At 72.1% G+C, this 15,387-nt stretch carries 16 protein-coding genes; 7 read left to right on the top strand and 9 right to left on the bottom strand.

The window, feature by feature from the left end:
- Nucleotides 1-4: 4 nt before the first annotated feature.
- Genes OG381_RS39915 through OG381_RS39905 form a run of 3 tightly spaced genes read right to left on the bottom strand, consistent with a single transcriptional unit; the run spans nucleotide 5 to nucleotide 2,471 of the window.
- Complete coding sequence (locus OG381_RS39915) at nucleotides 5-1,063, bottom strand: maleylacetate reductase (protein WP_327720841.1); 1,059 nt, start codon at nucleotides 1,061-1,063, stop codon at nucleotides 5-7.
- Complete coding sequence (locus tag OG381_RS39910; protein WP_327720840.1) at nucleotides 1,060-1,908, bottom strand: intradiol ring-cleavage dioxygenase; 849 nt, start codon at nucleotides 1,906-1,908, stop codon at nucleotides 1,060-1,062. Before OG381_RS39910 ends, OG381_RS39915 begins: the two co-directional genes overlap by 4 nt.
- Before the next feature lie 47 nt (nucleotides 1,909-1,955).
- Nucleotides 1,956-2,471, bottom strand: coding sequence for a hypothetical protein (locus tag OG381_RS39905; RefSeq protein ID WP_327720839.1), 516 nt, complete (start codon nucleotides 2,469-2,471; stop codon nucleotides 1,956-1,958).
- Between the two features lie 131 nt (nucleotides 2,472-2,602).
- Between OG381_RS39905 and OG381_RS39900 the strand changes: the two genes are divergently transcribed.
- On the top strand, nucleotides 2,603-2,947 hold the full coding sequence (locus tag OG381_RS39900; RefSeq protein ID WP_327720838.1) for a cupin domain-containing protein: 345 nt from the start codon (nucleotides 2,603-2,605) through the stop codon (nucleotides 2,945-2,947).
- Here the strand turns inward: OG381_RS39900 and OG381_RS39895 are convergent.
- Nucleotides 2,937-3,938 (bottom strand): LacI family DNA-binding transcriptional regulator, encoded by a 1,002-nt coding sequence (locus OG381_RS39895; protein WP_327720836.1) that lies wholly within the window; start codon nucleotides 3,936-3,938, stop codon nucleotides 2,937-2,939. The two genes, OG381_RS39900 and OG381_RS39895, sit on opposite strands and share 11 nt — an antisense overlap.
- 110 nt (nucleotides 3,939-4,048) lie before the next feature.
- On the opposite strand from OG381_RS39895, the gene OG381_RS39890 reads away from it, so the two are divergent.
- On the top strand, nucleotides 4,049-5,200 hold the full coding sequence (locus OG381_RS39890) for a Gfo/Idh/MocA family protein (RefSeq protein ID WP_327720835.1): 1,152 nt from the start codon (nucleotides 4,049-4,051) through the stop codon (nucleotides 5,198-5,200).
- Here the strand turns inward: OG381_RS39890 and OG381_RS39885 are convergent.
- Nucleotides 5,190-6,221 (bottom strand): LacI family DNA-binding transcriptional regulator, encoded by a 1,032-nt coding sequence (locus OG381_RS39885; protein ID WP_327720834.1) that lies wholly within the window; start codon nucleotides 6,219-6,221, stop codon nucleotides 5,190-5,192. The two genes, OG381_RS39890 and OG381_RS39885, sit on opposite strands and share 11 nt — an antisense overlap.
- A 107-nt stretch (nucleotides 6,222-6,328) precedes the next feature.
- Between OG381_RS39885 and OG381_RS39880 the strand changes: the two genes are divergently transcribed.
- The 4 genes from OG381_RS39880 to OG381_RS39865 are packed head-to-tail and all read left to right on the top strand — an operon-like array spanning nucleotide 6,329 to nucleotide 10,363.
- On the top strand, nucleotides 6,329-7,495 hold the full coding sequence (locus OG381_RS39880; protein WP_327720833.1) for a phytanoyl-CoA dioxygenase family protein: 1,167 nt from the start codon (nucleotides 6,329-6,331) through the stop codon (nucleotides 7,493-7,495).
- Between the two features lie 14 nt (nucleotides 7,496-7,509).
- The gene (locus tag OG381_RS39875) at nucleotides 7,510-8,286 is read left to right on the top strand and encodes an SDR family oxidoreductase (protein WP_266820129.1); all 777 of its coding nucleotides are present in this window, start codon (nucleotides 7,510-7,512) and stop codon (nucleotides 8,284-8,286) included.
- A 53-nt stretch (nucleotides 8,287-8,339) separates the two neighbouring features.
- Nucleotides 8,340-9,344, top strand: a complete 1,005-nt coding sequence (locus OG381_RS39870) for a Gfo/Idh/MocA family protein (RefSeq protein WP_266885345.1) — start codon at nucleotides 8,340-8,342, stop codon at nucleotides 9,342-9,344.
- Entirely contained in the window at nucleotides 9,341-10,363 is a 1,023-nt protein-coding gene (locus tag OG381_RS39865) for a Gfo/Idh/MocA family protein (protein WP_327720832.1), read from the top strand. The genes OG381_RS39870 and OG381_RS39865 overlap by 4 nt, the downstream gene beginning before the upstream one ends.
- Here the strand turns inward: OG381_RS39865 and OG381_RS39860 are convergent.
- Nucleotides 10,312-11,979 carry a tetratricopeptide repeat protein gene (locus tag OG381_RS39860; RefSeq protein WP_327720831.1) on the bottom strand — a complete coding sequence of 556 codons (1,668 nt, stop codon included), beginning with the start codon at nucleotides 11,977-11,979 and terminating at the stop codon, nucleotides 10,312-10,314. The two genes, OG381_RS39865 and OG381_RS39860, sit on opposite strands and share 52 nt — an antisense overlap.
- Nucleotides 11,980-12,053: 74 nt before the next feature.
- Here OG381_RS39860 and OG381_RS39855 point away from each other — a divergent pair, with 74 nt between their 5' ends.
- Nucleotides 12,054-12,506 carry a GNAT family N-acetyltransferase gene (locus OG381_RS39855; protein WP_327720830.1) on the top strand — a complete coding sequence of 151 codons (453 nt, stop codon included), beginning with the start codon at nucleotides 12,054-12,056 and terminating at the stop codon, nucleotides 12,504-12,506.
- 25 nt (nucleotides 12,507-12,531) lie between these two features.
- On the opposite strand, the gene OG381_RS39850 is transcribed toward OG381_RS39855, so the two are convergent.
- From OG381_RS39850 to OG381_RS39840, 3 genes are read right to left on the bottom strand one after another with little or no spacing between them, the layout of a single operon-like run.
- Entirely contained in the window at nucleotides 12,532-13,548 is a 1,017-nt protein-coding gene (locus tag OG381_RS39850; protein WP_327720829.1) for a Gfo/Idh/MocA family protein, read from the bottom strand.
- Between the two features lie 25 nt (nucleotides 13,549-13,573).
- Entirely contained in the window at nucleotides 13,574-14,473 is a 900-nt protein-coding gene (locus tag OG381_RS39845; RefSeq protein WP_327720828.1) for a sugar phosphate isomerase/epimerase family protein, read from the bottom strand.
- The gene (locus OG381_RS39840; RefSeq protein ID WP_327720827.1) at nucleotides 14,470-15,384 is read right to left on the bottom strand and encodes an ATP-binding cassette domain-containing protein; all 915 of its coding nucleotides are present in this window, start codon (nucleotides 15,382-15,384) and stop codon (nucleotides 14,470-14,472) included. The genes OG381_RS39845 and OG381_RS39840 overlap by 4 nt, the downstream gene beginning before the upstream one ends.
- Nucleotides 15,385-15,387 lie beyond the last annotated feature (3 nt).

Below are 15,387 nucleotides of genomic sequence, written 5' to 3'. Positions count from 1 at the left end.
ACGGTCAGGGCGGTCCGCCCTCGTACGCCGCCCGCAGCACCGCCAGCGCCCCGTCCTGCGTGACCTCCCTGGGGTTGGCGTACGCCTGGCCCGCCGCCTGCTCGGCCGCCACCGCCAAGTCGGCCTCCTTCAGACCGAGTTCGGCGAGGGATCGCGGAGCGCCGAGGCTCCCGGCCAGCTGCCACAGGGCCGTCGGGGCCTCGTCCGCGTCCAGGGCTCTCGCCACGGCGGCCACCGCGTCCGGGACCGCGGGCGCGTTGTACGCGAGGACGTACGGGAGGACCACCGTGTGGGTCTGCGAATGCGGCAGGCCGAAGGTGCCGCCGAGGACGTGGCACAGCTTGTGGTGCAGGCCCATCGTGGTGGCGCCGAGGCAGGAGCCGCAGAGCCAGGCGCCGTACAGGGCACGGCCGCGGGCGTCCAGGGAGGCCGGGTCGCCGGCCACGTCGGGAAGGGCGCGGGCCATCGCCCGTACGCCCTCCTCGGCCATCAGCGCGATCAGGGGCGAGGCGTCCGGGGCGTACAGCGCCTCGACGCCGTGCGCGAGGGCGTTGACGCCGCTGGTCACGGAGAGCGGTACGGGGAGGGAGAGGGTCAGCTCGGGGTCGTAGACGATGCTGCGCGGCAGGACGGAGGGGTCGCGGCCGGTGCGTTTGGCGCCGTGTTCGGTCAGTCCCCAGACCGGGGTCGCCTCGGAGCCGGAGTAGGTGGTGGGTACGGCGATCAGCGGCAGGCCGGTGCGCAGGGCGATCGCCTTGCCGAGGCCGATGGACGAGCCGCCGCCGACCGCGACGCATCCGTCGGCGCCCGCGGTCCGCGCCACCTCGACGGCCCGGTCGGCGACCACCACGGGGACATGCATCCGGGCCCCGGTGTGCAGGCCCGCACAGGCCTGGCCGAGGGAGTCGGCGACCGCCCGGGCCGTGTCCGCGCCGCGTGTGCCGGAGACGACCAACAGCCGCCGCAGGCCGAGGCGCCGGGCCTCGTCGGGGGTCGCCGTCGTGGCGGCGCCGGGGCGCAGGACGACCCTCATGGGCGGGGACTCGTGGACGAACTCCGTCATGAGCGCTCCAGTACGAGGTCCACGCGCGCGTGCCGGAAGGGGTTCGGGACGCCGAACTCCTCGGCCAGGGAAGGGTCGTCGGTCGGGGTGAAGTCGCGGACGAGGCTCTGTTTGACGGCGAACACCGCGTCGGATGCCAGGTAGGGGTCGCCGGCCACGAAGATGTGCGTGGTGACGGGGTCGTGTCCGTCGGCCGAGGCGATGAAGTGGATGTGCGCGGGGCGGTAGGGGTGCCGGCCGGTGGCGCGCAGGAGGTCGCCGACCGGGCCGTCCGTGGGGATGGGGTACGAGCTGGGCACACAGGTGCGGAAGCGGAAGCCGCCCTCGGCGTCCGTGGTGAACAGGCCGCGGCCGTTGCCCGGCGGCTGGATCCCCGGCTGCTGGACGTCGTAGTAGCCCCGGTCGTTCGCCTGCCAGACGTCGACCACGGCGCCGGGCACGGGAGTTCCGTCCGTCGAGAGCACCCGGCCGCTCACCACGCACGGCTCGCCGCCGCCCACCAGGTCGATGTTCGCACCGAGTCCGCGGGCCGGTGACTCGGTCATGTGGAAGGGGCCGAGGACCGTCGACTCGGTGGCGCCGGGGGCGTGGCCGCCGTTGATCGTCTCCATCAGCATCGACAGGCCGAGCACGTCCGACAGGAGGATGAACTCCTGCCGGGTGTCCGTGCAGGTCTGTCCGGTCGCCGTCAGGAACCGGATCGCGCCCTCCCATTCCTCCTGGGTCAGTCCGGTCTCGCTCGCGAAGGCGTGCAGGTGGCGGATCAGGGCGGTCAGCAGGTCCCGCAGCCGCGGATCGGCGGTGGTGCGGAGGCTGCGGATCGCCTCGTCGGTGACGTCGCTCATGTGGGCTCCTTCCCCTGCGCGCCCGTCGGCCGAACCCCCGCGCGGCCTCACTTGATGACCGCGTTGGCCACCACGACCCCCACACCGAGCAGCGCGTCCACGAGGCCGATCAGCAGGGCGTAGGGCCAGGAGCGGCGCGACCAGCGGGCCGTCACGACGCCCAGGGTGAACAGCAGGGTGATGTTCAGGGTGAACGCCGGGTACTCCACGCCCTTCGCGGGCCACCAGCCCCAGCCCGCGCCCGCCAGGACGAAGACCGTGGGCAGGACCGCCGTGACCAGGGGCCACTCGTTGACGAGGGTGCGCAGGACGTCACCGCGGCGGTGCGGGGTGCGTTCCGCGATGTAGTGGGCGTAGCCGTGGGCGAGGGCGGAGGCCAGCGCCGTGACCACGAGCCAGACGGCGTCGTAACGGCGGGTCGCCCGGTCGGTGTGGCCGTACTGGGTGAGCGCGGCGACCATCGAGCAGGCCAGGACCGCGCCGTAGACACCGCCGAACAGGAGACTCTCGCGTGTGTCGTGCGCGTGCCGCTCGGACGCGGCAGCAGCCCGGGTGTCCGCCATGCCCTCCACGATCACCCGGGGGCGGGCGCCCCGCCAGTCCGCCCGGCCCCGACGGAGTGTCCTCCTACCTGGGCCGATACCCCACATCCTGTCCACGGCCGTGATCGGTTCGCCGGGGCTAGGGTCCTGCCATGACCCACAGTTTCGTTGTCCACATCCCCGACGCCGAGCTCGAGGCCGAGCCTCTCGCCCCGGAGCAGATCGTCTCCGGCACGCCCGAGGTGACCGGGAAGGTGGTCTGGGAGTCACCGAACGGCAAGCAGATCCGCGGGATCTGGCAGATCACGCCGGGGGTCGTCACCGACACCGAGGCGGACGAGCTGTTCGTGGTGATCAGCGGGTCGGCGACCGTCGAGGTCGAGGGCGGACCGACGCTGAGGGTCGGGCCGGGCGACATGGCCGTGCTGCGGGAGGGCGACCGTACGACGTGGACGGTGCACGAGACGCTGCGGAAGGCGTACGCGATCAGTCTGTAGGCGGTGGCGCAGCCGTCGTGCCCCGGATCTCCAGCGTGGGCGCCGCCAGCTGCACCCGGCCCGCTCCCCCGCCGCCCTCGAAGCGGTCCAGGAGACAGCGGGCCGCGCGGCGGCCGACCTCGTGGTTGGCGCTGTCGACGGTGGTGAGCCAGACGTGGCGCAGGCTCGCGATGCGGGTGTTGTCGTAGCCGACGACGGACAGGTCGCGCGGGACGCGCAGGCCCAGTTCCTCGGCCGCCGACAGGGCGCCGACCGAGGCGATGTCGTTGACGGCGAAGACGGCGGTGGGCCGGTCGGGGCGGCTCAGCAGGCGGACGGTGGTGCGGTAGCCGCCCTCCTCCGTCATGTCGCTGGCCTCCACCACCCCGGCCAGGCCGTGCGCCCGCATCGTCGCCTCGAAGCTGCGCCGGCGCAGTTCGCCGACGGCGCCGTATCCCGCGATGTGGGCGATCCGCCGGTGGCCGAGGCCGATGAGGTGCTCGGTGACCAGGCGGGCGCCCTGTTCGTCGTCGTTGGCGACCATGTCCACGCCCGGCAGGACCGGCTCCCGGGCACCCGCGACGACGACCGGGATGCGCTCGGCGATCGCCCCGAGGGCGGCCGGGTCGGGGAGGGTGCCGACGACGACCAGGCCGTCGGCGCGCAGGTCGAGGAAGGGGCCGGTCATGTCCTGGCCGATGCGGCGGTTGAGGCGGGTGTCGGCCATCAGCATGTGCAGGCCGTTGTCGTGCAGCAGTGAGTTGAGGCCGTCGAGCAGGTCGACGAACCAGGGGTTGCGCAGATCGTTGAGGAGCACGCCGACCGTGCGGGTGCGCTGCTCGCTGAGGCTGCGGGCGGCGGCGTTGGGCCGGTAGCCGAGCTCCTCCATGGCGCGCGTCACCGCCTCGCGCTTCTCGGGGCGCACCTGCTCGGAGCCGCGCAGCACGAGGGAGACCAGGGATTTGGAGACGCCGGCCCGGTCGGCGACGTCGCGGATCGTCGGAGGTCTCATGGTATGGACCGTTCCATGAGGGCCATTGTCCTGTCAAAGGGTTGACACCTTGGGGAATGCGACCCAGGGTGGCCTGGACAGATTGTGGACCGGTCCAAAGAGGGGCTGTCATGGTGGATTCGCTCGGGGTCGCCGTCGTCGGGTTCGGCTGGATGGGCCGGGTGCACACCCAGGCGTACTCCCGCGTCCTGCACCACTACCCGCGGCTGGGCCTGCGTCCGGAGCTCGTGACGGTCGCCGAGGAGGTGCCGGGGCGGGCCGAGGAGGCCGCCGCGCAGTTCGGGTTCGCCTCGACGACCCGGAACTGGCGGGACGTGGCCGCCGATCCGCGGGTGCGGGCCGTCAGCGTCACCGCGCCGAACTTCCTGCACCGGGAGATCGGGGTCGCGATGGCCCAGGCCGGCAAGCACCTCTGGATCGAGAAGCCGGTGGGGCTGAGCGCCGAGGACGCCCGCGCGGTGGCGGACGCGGCCGGGAAGGCGGGGGTCCACAGCGCGGTCGGCTTCAACTACCGCAACGCGCCCGCCGTCGAGGCGGCCCGCGCCCTGATCGCCTCCGGTGACATCGGCACCGTCACGCATGTCCGCATCCGGCTCTTCAGTGACTACGCGGCCCACCCCGAGGGCGCCCTGACCTGGCGGTACGAGAAGGAGCGGGGCGGCAGCGGAGTACTGGGCGACCTGGCCTCGCACGGGGCGGACCTGGCGCGGTATCTACTCGGGGACATCGCGTCGCTGACCGCCGACACGGCGATCTTCGTGCCGGAACGGGCCCGCCCGACCGGTGCCACGGCGGGTCATTCCCGGGCTTCCGGCGGGGAGCTGGGCCCGGTGGAGAACGAGGACTACGTCAACTGCCTGCTCCGCTTCGCCTCCGGCGCCCGTGGTGTCCTGGAGGCCTGCCGGGTCTCGGTCGGCGAGCAGAACAACTACGGCTTCGAGGTGCACGGCACCAAGGGCGCGGTGTTCTGGGACTTCCGCCGGATGAACGAGTTCGGCGTGAGCCGCGGCACCGCCTACCAGGACCAGCCCGTCAGCACGGTCTACGTCGGCCCCGGCGACGGCGAGTTCGGGGCGTTCCAGCCGGGTGCCGCCAACGCCATGGGCTACGACGACCTCAAGGTGGTCGAGGCGCACCGCTTCCTGCGGTCGATCGCGGAGGGCACCTCGTACGGGGCCACGCTCGCGGACGCCGTGCACAGCGCCGTCGTACTCGATGCGATGGCACGGTCGGCGCAGACCGGCGCATGGGTCAGCCTGTGAGCACCGCCGGCATGTTGTAGGGCGTCACGACCTGTATCGCGGACGGCACCGTCGGTCCCGCGGGCGGCAGCGCGCCGTGCTCGCGCATGACCAGGTGACAGGCCTCGCGCATGTCCTGGCGCAGGTCGTGGTGGAGGACGGCGGAGAGCCGCTGCTCGCGCAGCAGCCGGTCGTTGTCGTGGTCGAGGTCGTGGGCGATGAACACCGCGCACTTTCGGCCGAGGTCCTCGAAGGCCTTCAGGGTGGCGATGTTGCCGCCGCCGATCGAGTAGACCGCGCGGATGTCCGGGTCGCGTTCCAGAGCGGCCCGGACGAGGTCGTACTGGGTGGCGTCCAGGCCCTGGCCCTCGGCGATCTCGACCAGGGTGCGGTCGGGGTGACGGGCGCGCATGGCGCTGCGGAAGCCCATCTCGCGCTCCTCCTCGTTGCGGAAGAAGCCGCTGCTCAGGCTGGTGAGGACATTGCCGGGGCGGTCGCCGAGCCACTGGCCCATGAGGTACGCGGCGGTCGCGCCGGCGGCGCGGTTGTCGATGCCGACGTAGCCGAGGCGCGGGGTGGCGGGCAGGTCGGTGACGAGGGTGACCACGGGGATGCCCGCCCGGTCGAGGCGGCCGACGGCGGCGGCGACCTCGGGGACGTCCGGCGCCTTGAGGATCACTCCCTGTGAGCCGCGGCGGGCTATCCGGTCCAGGATTCTGACCTGTTCCTGGGCCGGGCCGGTCTCCCGGAAGTGGAAACGGGAGCGCACGACCGCCGGGTGCAGGGCGGGCAGCTCCGTCTCCAGGGCCGCCCGGACGGCGGTGGAGAAGCGCTCCGGCGCCTGCATCACTATGTCGATCATGAAGGTGCGTCCGACCAGCCTGACCTGGGTGCGCTGCCGGTCCAGGTCGGCGATGGCCTGCCGGACCTCACGCACCGTGCTCTCCCGGACCCCTCCCCTGCCGTTCAGGACCCGGTCGACGGTCGCCTCGCTGAGGCCCGCCTGTCGTGCGATCTCCCGGATCGGGAAGGGGTGGCCCATTCAGTGGCTCCTTGAGGGGTTTTTGATGGTCGCCTGCTGGTTGTTCGACGGGTTTGTACTGACAAGAATGGCAGCGCTGAGTCGCCCCTGTCACCGAGAGGACGCAGATGTCCTTCACCGCCGTACATCACCGTGCCTGGCTGTCCGAGCAGGACTGCGACCTCGACTCCTTCCGCGCGCTCGTCGAGCGGACCGTCGACCCCGCCGACTATCCGCACGCCGCCGGCGTGGAGCGGAACGTCCTGCTGTACGACACCGAGCGCCTCCTGGGCGCCGGGCATCGCCGGGAGGTCCAGGAGGAACTCGTCCGGGCCCTCTGCGACGGGCCCGGAGTGGTGGTCTTCAAGGGCGCCTTCCGCGATCACGAGATCGTCGACCGCGCCTCCAAAGTGTTCGACTCACTGATCCGCGAGCAGGACGCTTCGGGCGCCACGGCCGGCGACCACTTCGCCAAGCCCGGCGCGAACGAGCGGGTGTGGAACGCGCTGGAGAAGGCCGCCCTCTACGACCCGTCGACCTTCGCCGACTACTACGCCAACCCCGTCCTCGCGCTGGTCTCCGAGGCCTGGCTCGGCCCCGGCTACCAGGTGACCTCCCAGATCAACGTGGTCAACCCGGGCGGCCTCGCCCAGACCGTGCACCGCGACTACCACCTCGGATTCCTCTCCGACGAGGTCGCCGCGGCCTACCCGGCGCATGTCCACCGCCTCTCCCCCGTGCTCACCCTCCAGGGCGCGGTCGCGCACTGCGACATGCCGGTGGAGTCGGGGCCGACGCTGTACCTGCCGTTCTCGCAGGCGTACGAGGCGGGCTACCTGGCCTGGCGGCGGCCGGAGTTCCAGAAGTACTTCAAGAAGCACCACGTCCAGCTCCCGCTCGCCCAGGGCGACGCCGTCTTCTTCAACCCGGCGCTGTTCCACGCCGCCGGCACCAACCGCACCACGGACGTGCGCCGCATGGCCAACCTGCTCCAGGTGTCGTCGGCCTTCGGACGCGCCATGGAGACGGTGGACCGGGAGACGGTGACCAACGCGGTCTACCCCGTGCTGCTGCGGCGCGCGTCGGAGGGCGTCGGCGCGGAGTGGCTGGAGAACGTGATCGCCGCCAGTGCCGAGGGCTACCCCTTCCCCACCAACCTCGACAGCGACCCGCCGGTCGACGGCTTGGCCCCGCCCTCGCAGGCGGACCTCGTACGGCGGGCCCTGCGTGAGCGATGGACGCCGCGGACTCTGCGGGACGAGCTGCGGGCGAGCGCCGAGCGGCGCGAGAGCTGAAAGGACCGGACTTCATGGGACTTCTCGACGACAAGGTCGTCCTCGTCAACGGCGGCAGCCAGGGCGTGGGCGCCGCGATCGCACGGGCCGCGGTACGCGAGGGCGCGGTGGTCGCCGTGTCCGGGCGGCGGCCGGAGCCGGGCGAGGCACTGGTCGCCGAACTGACGGAGGCCGGCGGCAAGGCGCTGTTCGTGCGCGCCGACCTCGCCGACGCCGAGCAGGCCAAGGCGTCCGTGGCCGAGGTGGTCGCCGCGTACGGCCGGATCGACTGCCTGGTGAACTCGGCGGGGCTGACCTCCCGGGGCACGCTCCTCGACACCACGCCCGAGCTGTTCGACCAGCACATCGCGATCAACCTCAAGGCGCCGTTCTTCGCGATGCAGGCCGCGGTCGCCGACATGGTCGGCCGCAAGGCCCCCGGCACGATCGTCAACATCATCACGTCCTCGGCGCACGGCGGACAGCCGTTCCTCGCGCCCTACGTCGCCGCCAAGGCCGGGCTCATCGGACTGACCCGCAACGCGGCGCACGCCCACCGCTGGGACCGGGTGCGGATCAACGGCCTCAACATCGGCTGGACCGCGACCGAGGGCGAGGACGCCACGCAGAAGGCGTTCCACGGCGCCGGGGACGACTGGCTGGAGCAGGCAGCCGAGAAGCTGCCGATGGGCAAGCTCGGCCAGCCGGACGAGATCGCCGACTTCGTGGTCCTGCTGCTGTCGGAGCGGTCGGGCGTGGTGACCGGTTCGGTGATCGACTGGGACCAGAACGTGCTCGGCGGACTCGACTGAGGCTCTTCGGGCCTCCCGTTTCCTGTAAAAACCCTCAAGGAGCTGCAACCCCCATGCGCATCGGAATCCTCGGCCTCGGCCGCATCGGCGCCTTCCACGCCGAAACCCTCTCCGGACTCGACGTCGTCGAGTCACTCGTCCTCACCGACCCGTTCGCGGACGCCGCCAAGACCGCCGCGGAGAAGTTCGGCGGCGAGGTCGTGGACTCGCCCGAGGCCCTGCTGGCCGCCGGCGTGGACGGCATCGTCGTCGCCGCCGCGACCGACGCCCACCCCGCGCTGATCCTGGCCGGTGTCGAGGCCGGCATCCCCGTCTTCTGCGAGAAGCCCGTCGCCAAGCACATGAGCGAGGGCGTCGAGGTCCTCAAGGCGATCCAGGGCAAGGACGTGCCGATCCAGATCGGCTACAACCGCCGCTTCGACGCCGGGTTCGTCGCCGCGCGCGCCGCCGTGCAGACCGGCGAGCTCGGCAAGCTGCACACCGTACGGTCGACCACGCTGGACCCGGCGCCCCCGCCGGCCGCGTACGTCGCCGCGTCCGGCGGCATCTTCCGCGACTGTTCGGTGCACGACTTCGACATCATCCGCTGGGTGACCGGCCGCGAGGTCGTCGAGGTGTACGCCGTCGGCGGCAACCGGGGTGCCGACTACATCAAGGAGGCGGGCGACGCCGACACCACCGGCGCGCTCCTCACCCTCGACGACGGCACCATCGCGGTGATCTCCAACTCCCGTCACAACGCCCGGGGTTACGACGTCCGCATGGAGATCCACGGCTTCACGGACTCCATCGCCGTGGGTCTGGAGGACAAGCTGCCGCTGCGCTCGGTCGAGCCGGGCGTGACCTTCCCGGCCGGGACGCCGCACGACTTCTTCATGGACCGCTTCACCGAGGCCTACCGCGCCGAACTCACCGCGTTCACCGAGGTCGTCGCGGGCAACCGCACCTCGCCGTGCACGGTCGAGGACGCCCTGGAGGCCGGCTGGATCGCCGAGGCGTGCACACTGTCCCTGCACGAGCACCGTCCTGTCACCATCGAGGAGGTACGGCAGGCATGAGCGAGCCGGGCCGGGAACCACTGCGCATCGGAGTGCTGGGAGCCGCACGGATCACCGAACGCTCCCTCGTCGACCCGGCCCGGATCACCGGCCACCGCCTTGTCGCGGTGGCCGCCCGCGACCGGTCCCGCGCCGAGGCGTTCGCGGGCGAGCACGGCGTGGAGCGGGTCGTGGACTCCTACGCCGACCTGCTCGCCGACCCCGAGGTCGACGTCGTCTACAACCCGCTCGCCAACGGTCTGCACGGGCCGTGGAACCTCGCCGCCCTCGCGGCGGGCAAGCACGTGCTGAGCGAGAAGCCGTCGGCGAGCAACGCCGAGGAGGCCGCCGAGGTCCGGGAGGCGGCGGCGAAGTCCGGGACCGTCTTCATGGAGGCGTTCCACTACCTCTTCCACCCGGTCACCCGCCGTCTGCACGAGATCCTCGCGAGCGGCGAGATCGGCGAACTCCGGCAGGTGGAAGCCCTGGTCGCGATCCCCGCGCCGCCGGATGCCGACCCGCGCTGGTCGCTGCCGCTGGCCGGCGGCGCGGTGATGGACCTGGGCTGCTACAGCGTCCACGCCCTGCGGATGCTCGCCCCCTTCGCGGGCGGCGCCCCACGGCTCGTCTCGGCGCGGGGCGGGGAGCGCGCGGGTGCGCCGGGCGTCGACGAGTGGCTGGACGCGGAGCTGGAGTTCCCGGGCGGGGCCAGCGGGTCGGCGCGCTGTCACATGGCGTACGACGAGCTGGAGATGAGCATCCGGATCACCGGCAGCCGGGGCGAGGCGAGCGCGCCGAACTTCGTGCTGCCCCAGCTGGACGACCGGGTCGTGGTGCGCACCGCCGAGGGCGAGCGGACCGAGCGGCTCGGCACGCGGTCCTCGTACACGTACCAGCTGGAGGCGTTCGCGGCCCGGGTCCGCGCGGGCACGCCGCTGCCGCTCGACGCGGACGACGCGGTGGCGACGATGACGCTGATCGACGAGAGCTACCGGGCGGCCGGGTTCGAGCCGCGGCCGCGGTCGGTCGTCGGCCGGTAGAAGAGCGTCGGGTACGGCTCTCCCGTCGCCCTCTCCCACGCCTGCACGGTCCGGTCCGTCCGGGCCTCGGCGAAGGCCCGGACGCAGGTGGCGTGGACGTCCGTGGCGTCCGCGCGGCGGGTGAGGGCGAGGAGGGAGCGCAGGGCGGTGACCTTTGCGTCGAGGTCGGTCACGACGGCCCCGGCGCGCAGGGCGTCGGCGAGTACGGAACGGATCGTGGCGAGCTCGGCCTCGACGCCCTGCCGGTCCGGGTGTTCGCCCAGGACGGCTTCCGCCTCCTCGTAGCAGGACACGGTTCCGGCGAGGTCGCCGGCGCTCCCGAGGGCCTGGCCGAGGACGCGGAGGCGGCGGGCGGTGAGCGGGTGGTACGTCTCCCAGTCGGACTCGGCCAGCCTGCGGGTGAGGGTGAGCGCCTCGCGGGCGCTCAGCACCGCCGACTCCGCGTCACCCGCGTCATCTTGACGAAGGCTCAGATTGGCCAGCACGCGGGCCAGTTCGGGCTCGTGCGCCGCGTCGCGGGCCACCGCGCGCCGGTAGGCGGCGATGCCGCGCTCCGTGGCCGCGACGGCCTCGCGGTGACGGCCGGCCCGTCGGTGACAGCGGGCCAGGTCGTCCAGGGTCTTCGCGAGCAGCGGATCAGTCTCCGGCGACTCCTCGGAGTACAGGTCGGCCAGCTCTTGGAGGGTGCTCAACTCCTCGTCCGGCGCGTCGACTTCGGCGAGCGTGTCGGCCAGACACCGCAGCGCGACGGGCAGCCATACCGCACCCGCGGGGCTCCGCGTCCCGGCCACCGCCTCCTCGGCCGTCGTACGGGCCATCTCCCAGTCACCGCCGGCTCCGTGGCAGTCGGCCAGGTCCACGAGCAGCTGTGCGCGCAGCGGTGTCACGATCCCGGGGTACGCGAGGGCCATCCCTCCGCCCAGCGACTCCCTCGCCTCGGGACCGAGCGCCAGCGCCTCCTCGTGGCGCCCGAGGGCCTTCAGGCCACCGACGAGCTCCACGAACACGCGCGCCATGACGAGCAGCACCCTGCCGGACTCCCGCAACGACATGGACCGCAGCAGCCCGGCGCACTCCTCGTACACGAGCACCGACTGTTCCGTGTGCCCGAGCGCCGCGAGCACCAGCCCATAGGTGCGCAGGGCGCCCGGCAGGGAGCCCAGGGAGCGGTCCCGGCCGCCCGGAGCCGGGCCGTGACGGTACATCTCGACGCAGCGTCGGGCCGCCTCCAGCGCCTCCTCGGCTCTGCCGCTCCCCAGGAGTGCCTGCGCCCGGACGTGCAGCAGGAACGCGGTCTGCGCCTGTGACAGCCCGGCCCCTGGTACGGCGTCGGCGGCGGCCACCACCGCGCACGCCTCCTCGTGCCGACCCAGCGCGTCCAGCGCGTGCGCGTGCAGGGCCAGGGCCCGGGCCAGCCGGACCGGGCGGCTCGGGTGGGCGCGGCGCGCCACGGCGACCGCCTCCTCGGCCCAGGCGAGCAGACGCGCGGGCGGACTGGGTCGCAGCAGGACCCAGCCGGGCGTGAGACAGCGCAGCAACAGGGCGCCGAGCAGCGGCTCGCCCACCCCGGGCGCCAACCTCGCCAGCCCGCGCGCCACCGGCAGCAGGACTCTCATGCGCACCTCCGTCACCCTCACACGAAGGACAGCCGCGAGGGCATCCCGGTTGCACCCCTGCCATGATCGACCCCATGGCCGTGCAGATCACTCCCGCCCAAGTCACCGACATCCAGCGGGTCCTGGCGGACCACCCCCGCTACTGGGGCGACCGCGATCTGCGCTCGCTCCATCTCCTCGCCCTGGTGCGGGAGTTCGGCTCGACCTGCCTGGTCGCCCGCGCCGACGACGGCATCCGCGGCTACCTCATCGGCTTCGTGACGCCCGACGGCACCGGGTACGTCCACCTGATCGCCACCCGTGACGACACCCGCGGCACCGGTCTCGGCCGCGCTCTGTACGCCGCGTTCACCGAGGCCGCCCGCGAGCAGGGCGCCGTCCGGCTGAAGGCGATCACGTCGGTCACCAACGAGGGCTCGGTCGCCTTCCACCGCGGCCTGGGGTTCGAGGCGCGTGTCGAGGAGGAGTACAACGGCCCCGGTCAGCCGATGGTCGTCTTCACACGAGCTCTTCCCGGGGCGCCCTGATCGCGTCCCCGGTCACAGGAGTGGATCAGTACAGGGGCGGTCGCTCCACCAACTCCACCTCCACGCGGCCACCTTCGTTCAGGGCCCGCACGCCCGCCTCGCACACGGCGGCGGCCGCGTAGCCGTCCCAGGTACTGGGCCCGGTGACCTCGCCCCGCCGGGTCGCGTCGACCCACACCTGGAGCTCGCGGTCGTAGGCGTCGGCGAAGCGGTCGATGAAGTCCTGGGAGATGGTGCCGCCCCAGCGGCCCGCCATGTTGGTGACCATGGCGTGGCCGTCGCCGATGCGGGCGGTGCCGCGTTCGCAGACCACCTCCGCCTGGACCTGGTAGCCGAAGCCGCAGTTGACGAAGATCTCCACGTCGACGACGGCACCGCCGTCCGTCTCGAACACCACGAACTGCGGGTCCTGGAGGTCCTCCGGCGCGTTCGCGGACGGTCTCGGCCGCAGCACGGTCACGGCGGTGATCTCCTGGCCGAGGAGCCAGCGGGTCACGTCCGTCTCGTGCGCGACCGAGTCGCTGACGAGCATGTCGCTGGTGAAGAAGGGCGGACTGGCCGCGTTGCGGTGCCGGTTGTGCACCATCAGAGGACGACCCAGCTGACCCGTCTCCAGCAGGGACTTGAGCTTCATGTACTCGGCGTCGTACCGCCGCATGAAGCCGACCTGGACCCGGCGGTGGCCCAGCTTGCGCTCGGCCTCCAGCACTCGCAGCGCCGACGCCGAGTCCGGGGTGAGCGGCTTCTCGCACAGGACCGGGAGGTCGCGTGCGAGGGCGGCGAGCAGGGCCGCCTCGTGGGCCGGACCCGACGAGGCGATCAGTACGGCGTCGACGTCGGCCGCCGCGAGTGCCGTCGCCGCGTCGGTGTAGGCGGTGCAGCCGTCGACACGGGCCGCGACGGCCTTGGCCCGCTCGGCGTCGACGTCCACGACGGCGCTCACCCGTGCGCCGTTGACGACCTCTTCGATACGGCGCACATGGTCGGCGCCCATCTTCCCCGTGCCGATGACCGCGACTCGCAGCGGTGCGCGCTGGGTCATGACCGTCCTCTCAGGCTTCGCGGGATCAGGCTCCGCAGGACCGCAGGAACGTGCGGGTGCGTACGGCGATCGGCAGCGGCTTGTCCGGCTCGCACGGGTACATGTCCTGCTCGACGATCGCGAACAGCTCCACGCCGAGCTTCTGCGCGGCCACCAGCACCGGCTCCAACTCCGGCACACCGGAGGGCGGTTCGCACATCACCCCGCGCTGCACGGCCGGTCCGAACGGCACCTCGTTCGCCACGACGTCGGCGAGGATCGCCGGGTCGACCTGCTTGAGGTGGAGGTAGCCGATGCGTTCGCCGTACGTCTCGATCAGCTTGACGCTGTCGCCGCCGCAGTAGGCGTAGTGACCGGTGTCCAGGCAGAGGTTGACGAGCTCGGAGTCGGTCGAGTCGAGGAAGCGCTCGACGTGGTCCTCGGTGTCGAGGTGGGTGTCGGCGTGCGGGTGCACGACGATGTCGAGGCCGTACGCCTCCTTCACCTCATGGCCGAGCCGCTCCATGCCCTTGGTGAGGTGGGCCCACTGCTCGTGGGTCAGCTCCGGGGGTTCGAGGATCTCGGCGGTCTTGTCGTCGCGCCAGAACGACGGGATGACGACGAGGTGCCGCGCGCCCATCGCCTGGGTGAGGGCGGCGACCTGGCTGACGTGCTCCCAGGTCGACTCCCAGACGGAGGGGCCGCGGTGCAGGCCGGTGAAGACCGTGCCGGCCGACACCTTGAGGTCGCGTTTGGCCACCTCGTCGTTCAGCCGGGCCGGGTCGGTGGGCAGATAGCCGTAGGGACCCAACTCGATCCAGGAGTAGCCCGCTTCGGCGACCTCGTCCAGGAAGCGTTCCCAGGGGACCTGTTGGGGATCGTCGGGGAACCAGACGCCCCAGGAGTCGGGGGCGGAGCCGACCCGGATGCGGTCCAGGGCGCTCACGACGCGTCCTCCTTGGTCGTCACCACCGGCGCCTTGAGGTCCTGCTCCTCGGGGAGCTCCTCGACATCGACGCCGCGGACCTGGGACAACTCGTGCTTGAGGGCGGCGAGTTCGGAGCCGCCGGCCATGTGGTTGGTGAGTTCTTCGAGGCTGACCTCGTCGCGGGAGGCGTTGAGCTCCATGGTGCCCAGGCGCAGCACGCTGAAGTGGTCGCCGACCATGTAGGCGTGGTGGGGGTTGTGGGTGATGAAGATGACGCCGAGGCCGCGGTCGCGGGCGGCGGCGATGTACTTCAGCACGACACCGGACTGCTTGACGCCGAGGGCGGCGGTGGGCTCGTCGAGGATGAGGACGCGGGCGCCGAAGTAGACGGCGCGGGCGATGGCCACGCACTGCCGCTGGCCGCCGGAGAGGGTGCCGATGGGCTGCTCCATGTCGTCCAGGACGATGCCCATGTTGCGCAGCTCTTCGTCGGCGGTCTTCTTCATCGTCTCGATGTCGAGGCGGCGGATCGGCCAGGGACCCTTGGTGATCTCGGAGCCGAGGAAGAAGTTGCGCCACACCGGCATCAGCGGGACCACGGCAAGGTCCTGGTAGACGGTGGCGATGCCCTTGTCGAGGGCCTCACGCGGGGTGGAGAAGCGCACCGGGACGCCGTCGACGAGGAACTCGCCCTCGGTGTGCTGGTGCAGCCCGGAGATGATCTTGATGAGGGTGGACTTGCCGGCGCCGTTGTCCCCGAGGACACAGGTGACCTGGCTGGCGAAGACCTTCAGGTCGACACCGTGCAGGGCGCGGATGTTGCCGTAGGACTTGCCCGCGTTGCGGAGTTCGACGATCGCCCCGTCGGTGGCGGGGGCGTCGTCGGCGAGGACGGCGCCATGGGTGCCGGTTTCGTTGCTGGATGTCATTGC

The sequence above is a fragment of the Streptomyces sp. NBC_00490 genome, from assembly GCF_036013645.1.
Lineage (GTDB): Bacteria > Actinomycetota > Actinomycetes > Streptomycetales > Streptomycetaceae > Streptomyces > Streptomyces canus_F.
The sequence above is the reverse complement of the archived record's forward strand: the minus strand, read 5'-3'. Positions and strand labels throughout refer to the sequence as shown.

Bases quoted from the DNA above. Each gene is read 5' to 3' on its own strand.
- OG381_RS39870 (WP_266885345.1), top strand. From the start codon at position 8,340: ATGCGCATCGGAATCCTCGGCCTCGGCCGCATCGGCGCCTTCCACGCC.
- OG381_RS39860 (WP_327720831.1), bottom strand. From the start codon at position 11,979: ATGAGAGTCCTGCTGCCGGTGGCGCGCGGGCTGGCGAGGTTGGCGCCC.
- OG381_RS39865 (WP_327720832.1), top strand. From the start codon at position 9,341: ATGAGCGAGCCGGGCCGGGAACCACTGCGCATCGGAGTGCTGGGAGCC.
- OG381_RS39885 (WP_327720834.1), bottom strand. From the start codon at position 6,221: ATGGGCCACCCCTTCCCGATCCGGGAGATCGCACGACAGGCGGGCCTC.
- OG381_RS39910 (WP_327720840.1), bottom strand. From the start codon at position 1,908: ATGAGCGACGTCACCGACGAGGCGATCCGCAGCCTCCGCACCACCGCC.
- OG381_RS39875 (WP_266820129.1), top strand. From the start codon at position 7,510: ATGGGACTTCTCGACGACAAGGTCGTCCTCGTCAACGGCGGCAGCCAG.
- OG381_RS39880 (WP_327720833.1), top strand. From the start codon at position 6,329: ATGTCCTTCACCGCCGTACATCACCGTGCCTGGCTGTCCGAGCAGGAC.
- OG381_RS39855 (WP_327720830.1), top strand. From the start codon at position 12,054: ATGGCCGTGCAGATCACTCCCGCCCAAGTCACCGACATCCAGCGGGTC.
- OG381_RS39905 (WP_327720839.1), bottom strand. From the start codon at position 2,471: ATGGCGGACACCCGGGCTGCTGCCGCGTCCGAGCGGCACGCGCACGAC.
- OG381_RS39900 (WP_327720838.1), top strand. From the start codon at position 2,603: ATGACCCACAGTTTCGTTGTCCACATCCCCGACGCCGAGCTCGAGGCC.
- OG381_RS39915 (WP_327720841.1), bottom strand. From the start codon at position 1,063: ATGACGGAGTTCGTCCACGAGTCCCCGCCCATGAGGGTCGTCCTGCGC.
- OG381_RS39840 (WP_327720827.1), bottom strand. From the start codon at position 15,384: ATGACATCCAGCAACGAAACCGGCACCCATGGCGCCGTCCTCGCCGAC.
- OG381_RS39895 (WP_327720836.1), bottom strand. From the start codon at position 3,938: ATGAGACCTCCGACGATCCGCGACGTCGCCGACCGGGCCGGCGTCTCC.
- OG381_RS39850 (WP_327720829.1), bottom strand. From the start codon at position 13,548: ATGACCCAGCGCGCACCGCTGCGAGTCGCGGTCATCGGCACGGGGAAG.
- OG381_RS39890 (WP_327720835.1), top strand. From the start codon at position 4,049: ATGGTGGATTCGCTCGGGGTCGCCGTCGTCGGGTTCGGCTGGATGGGC.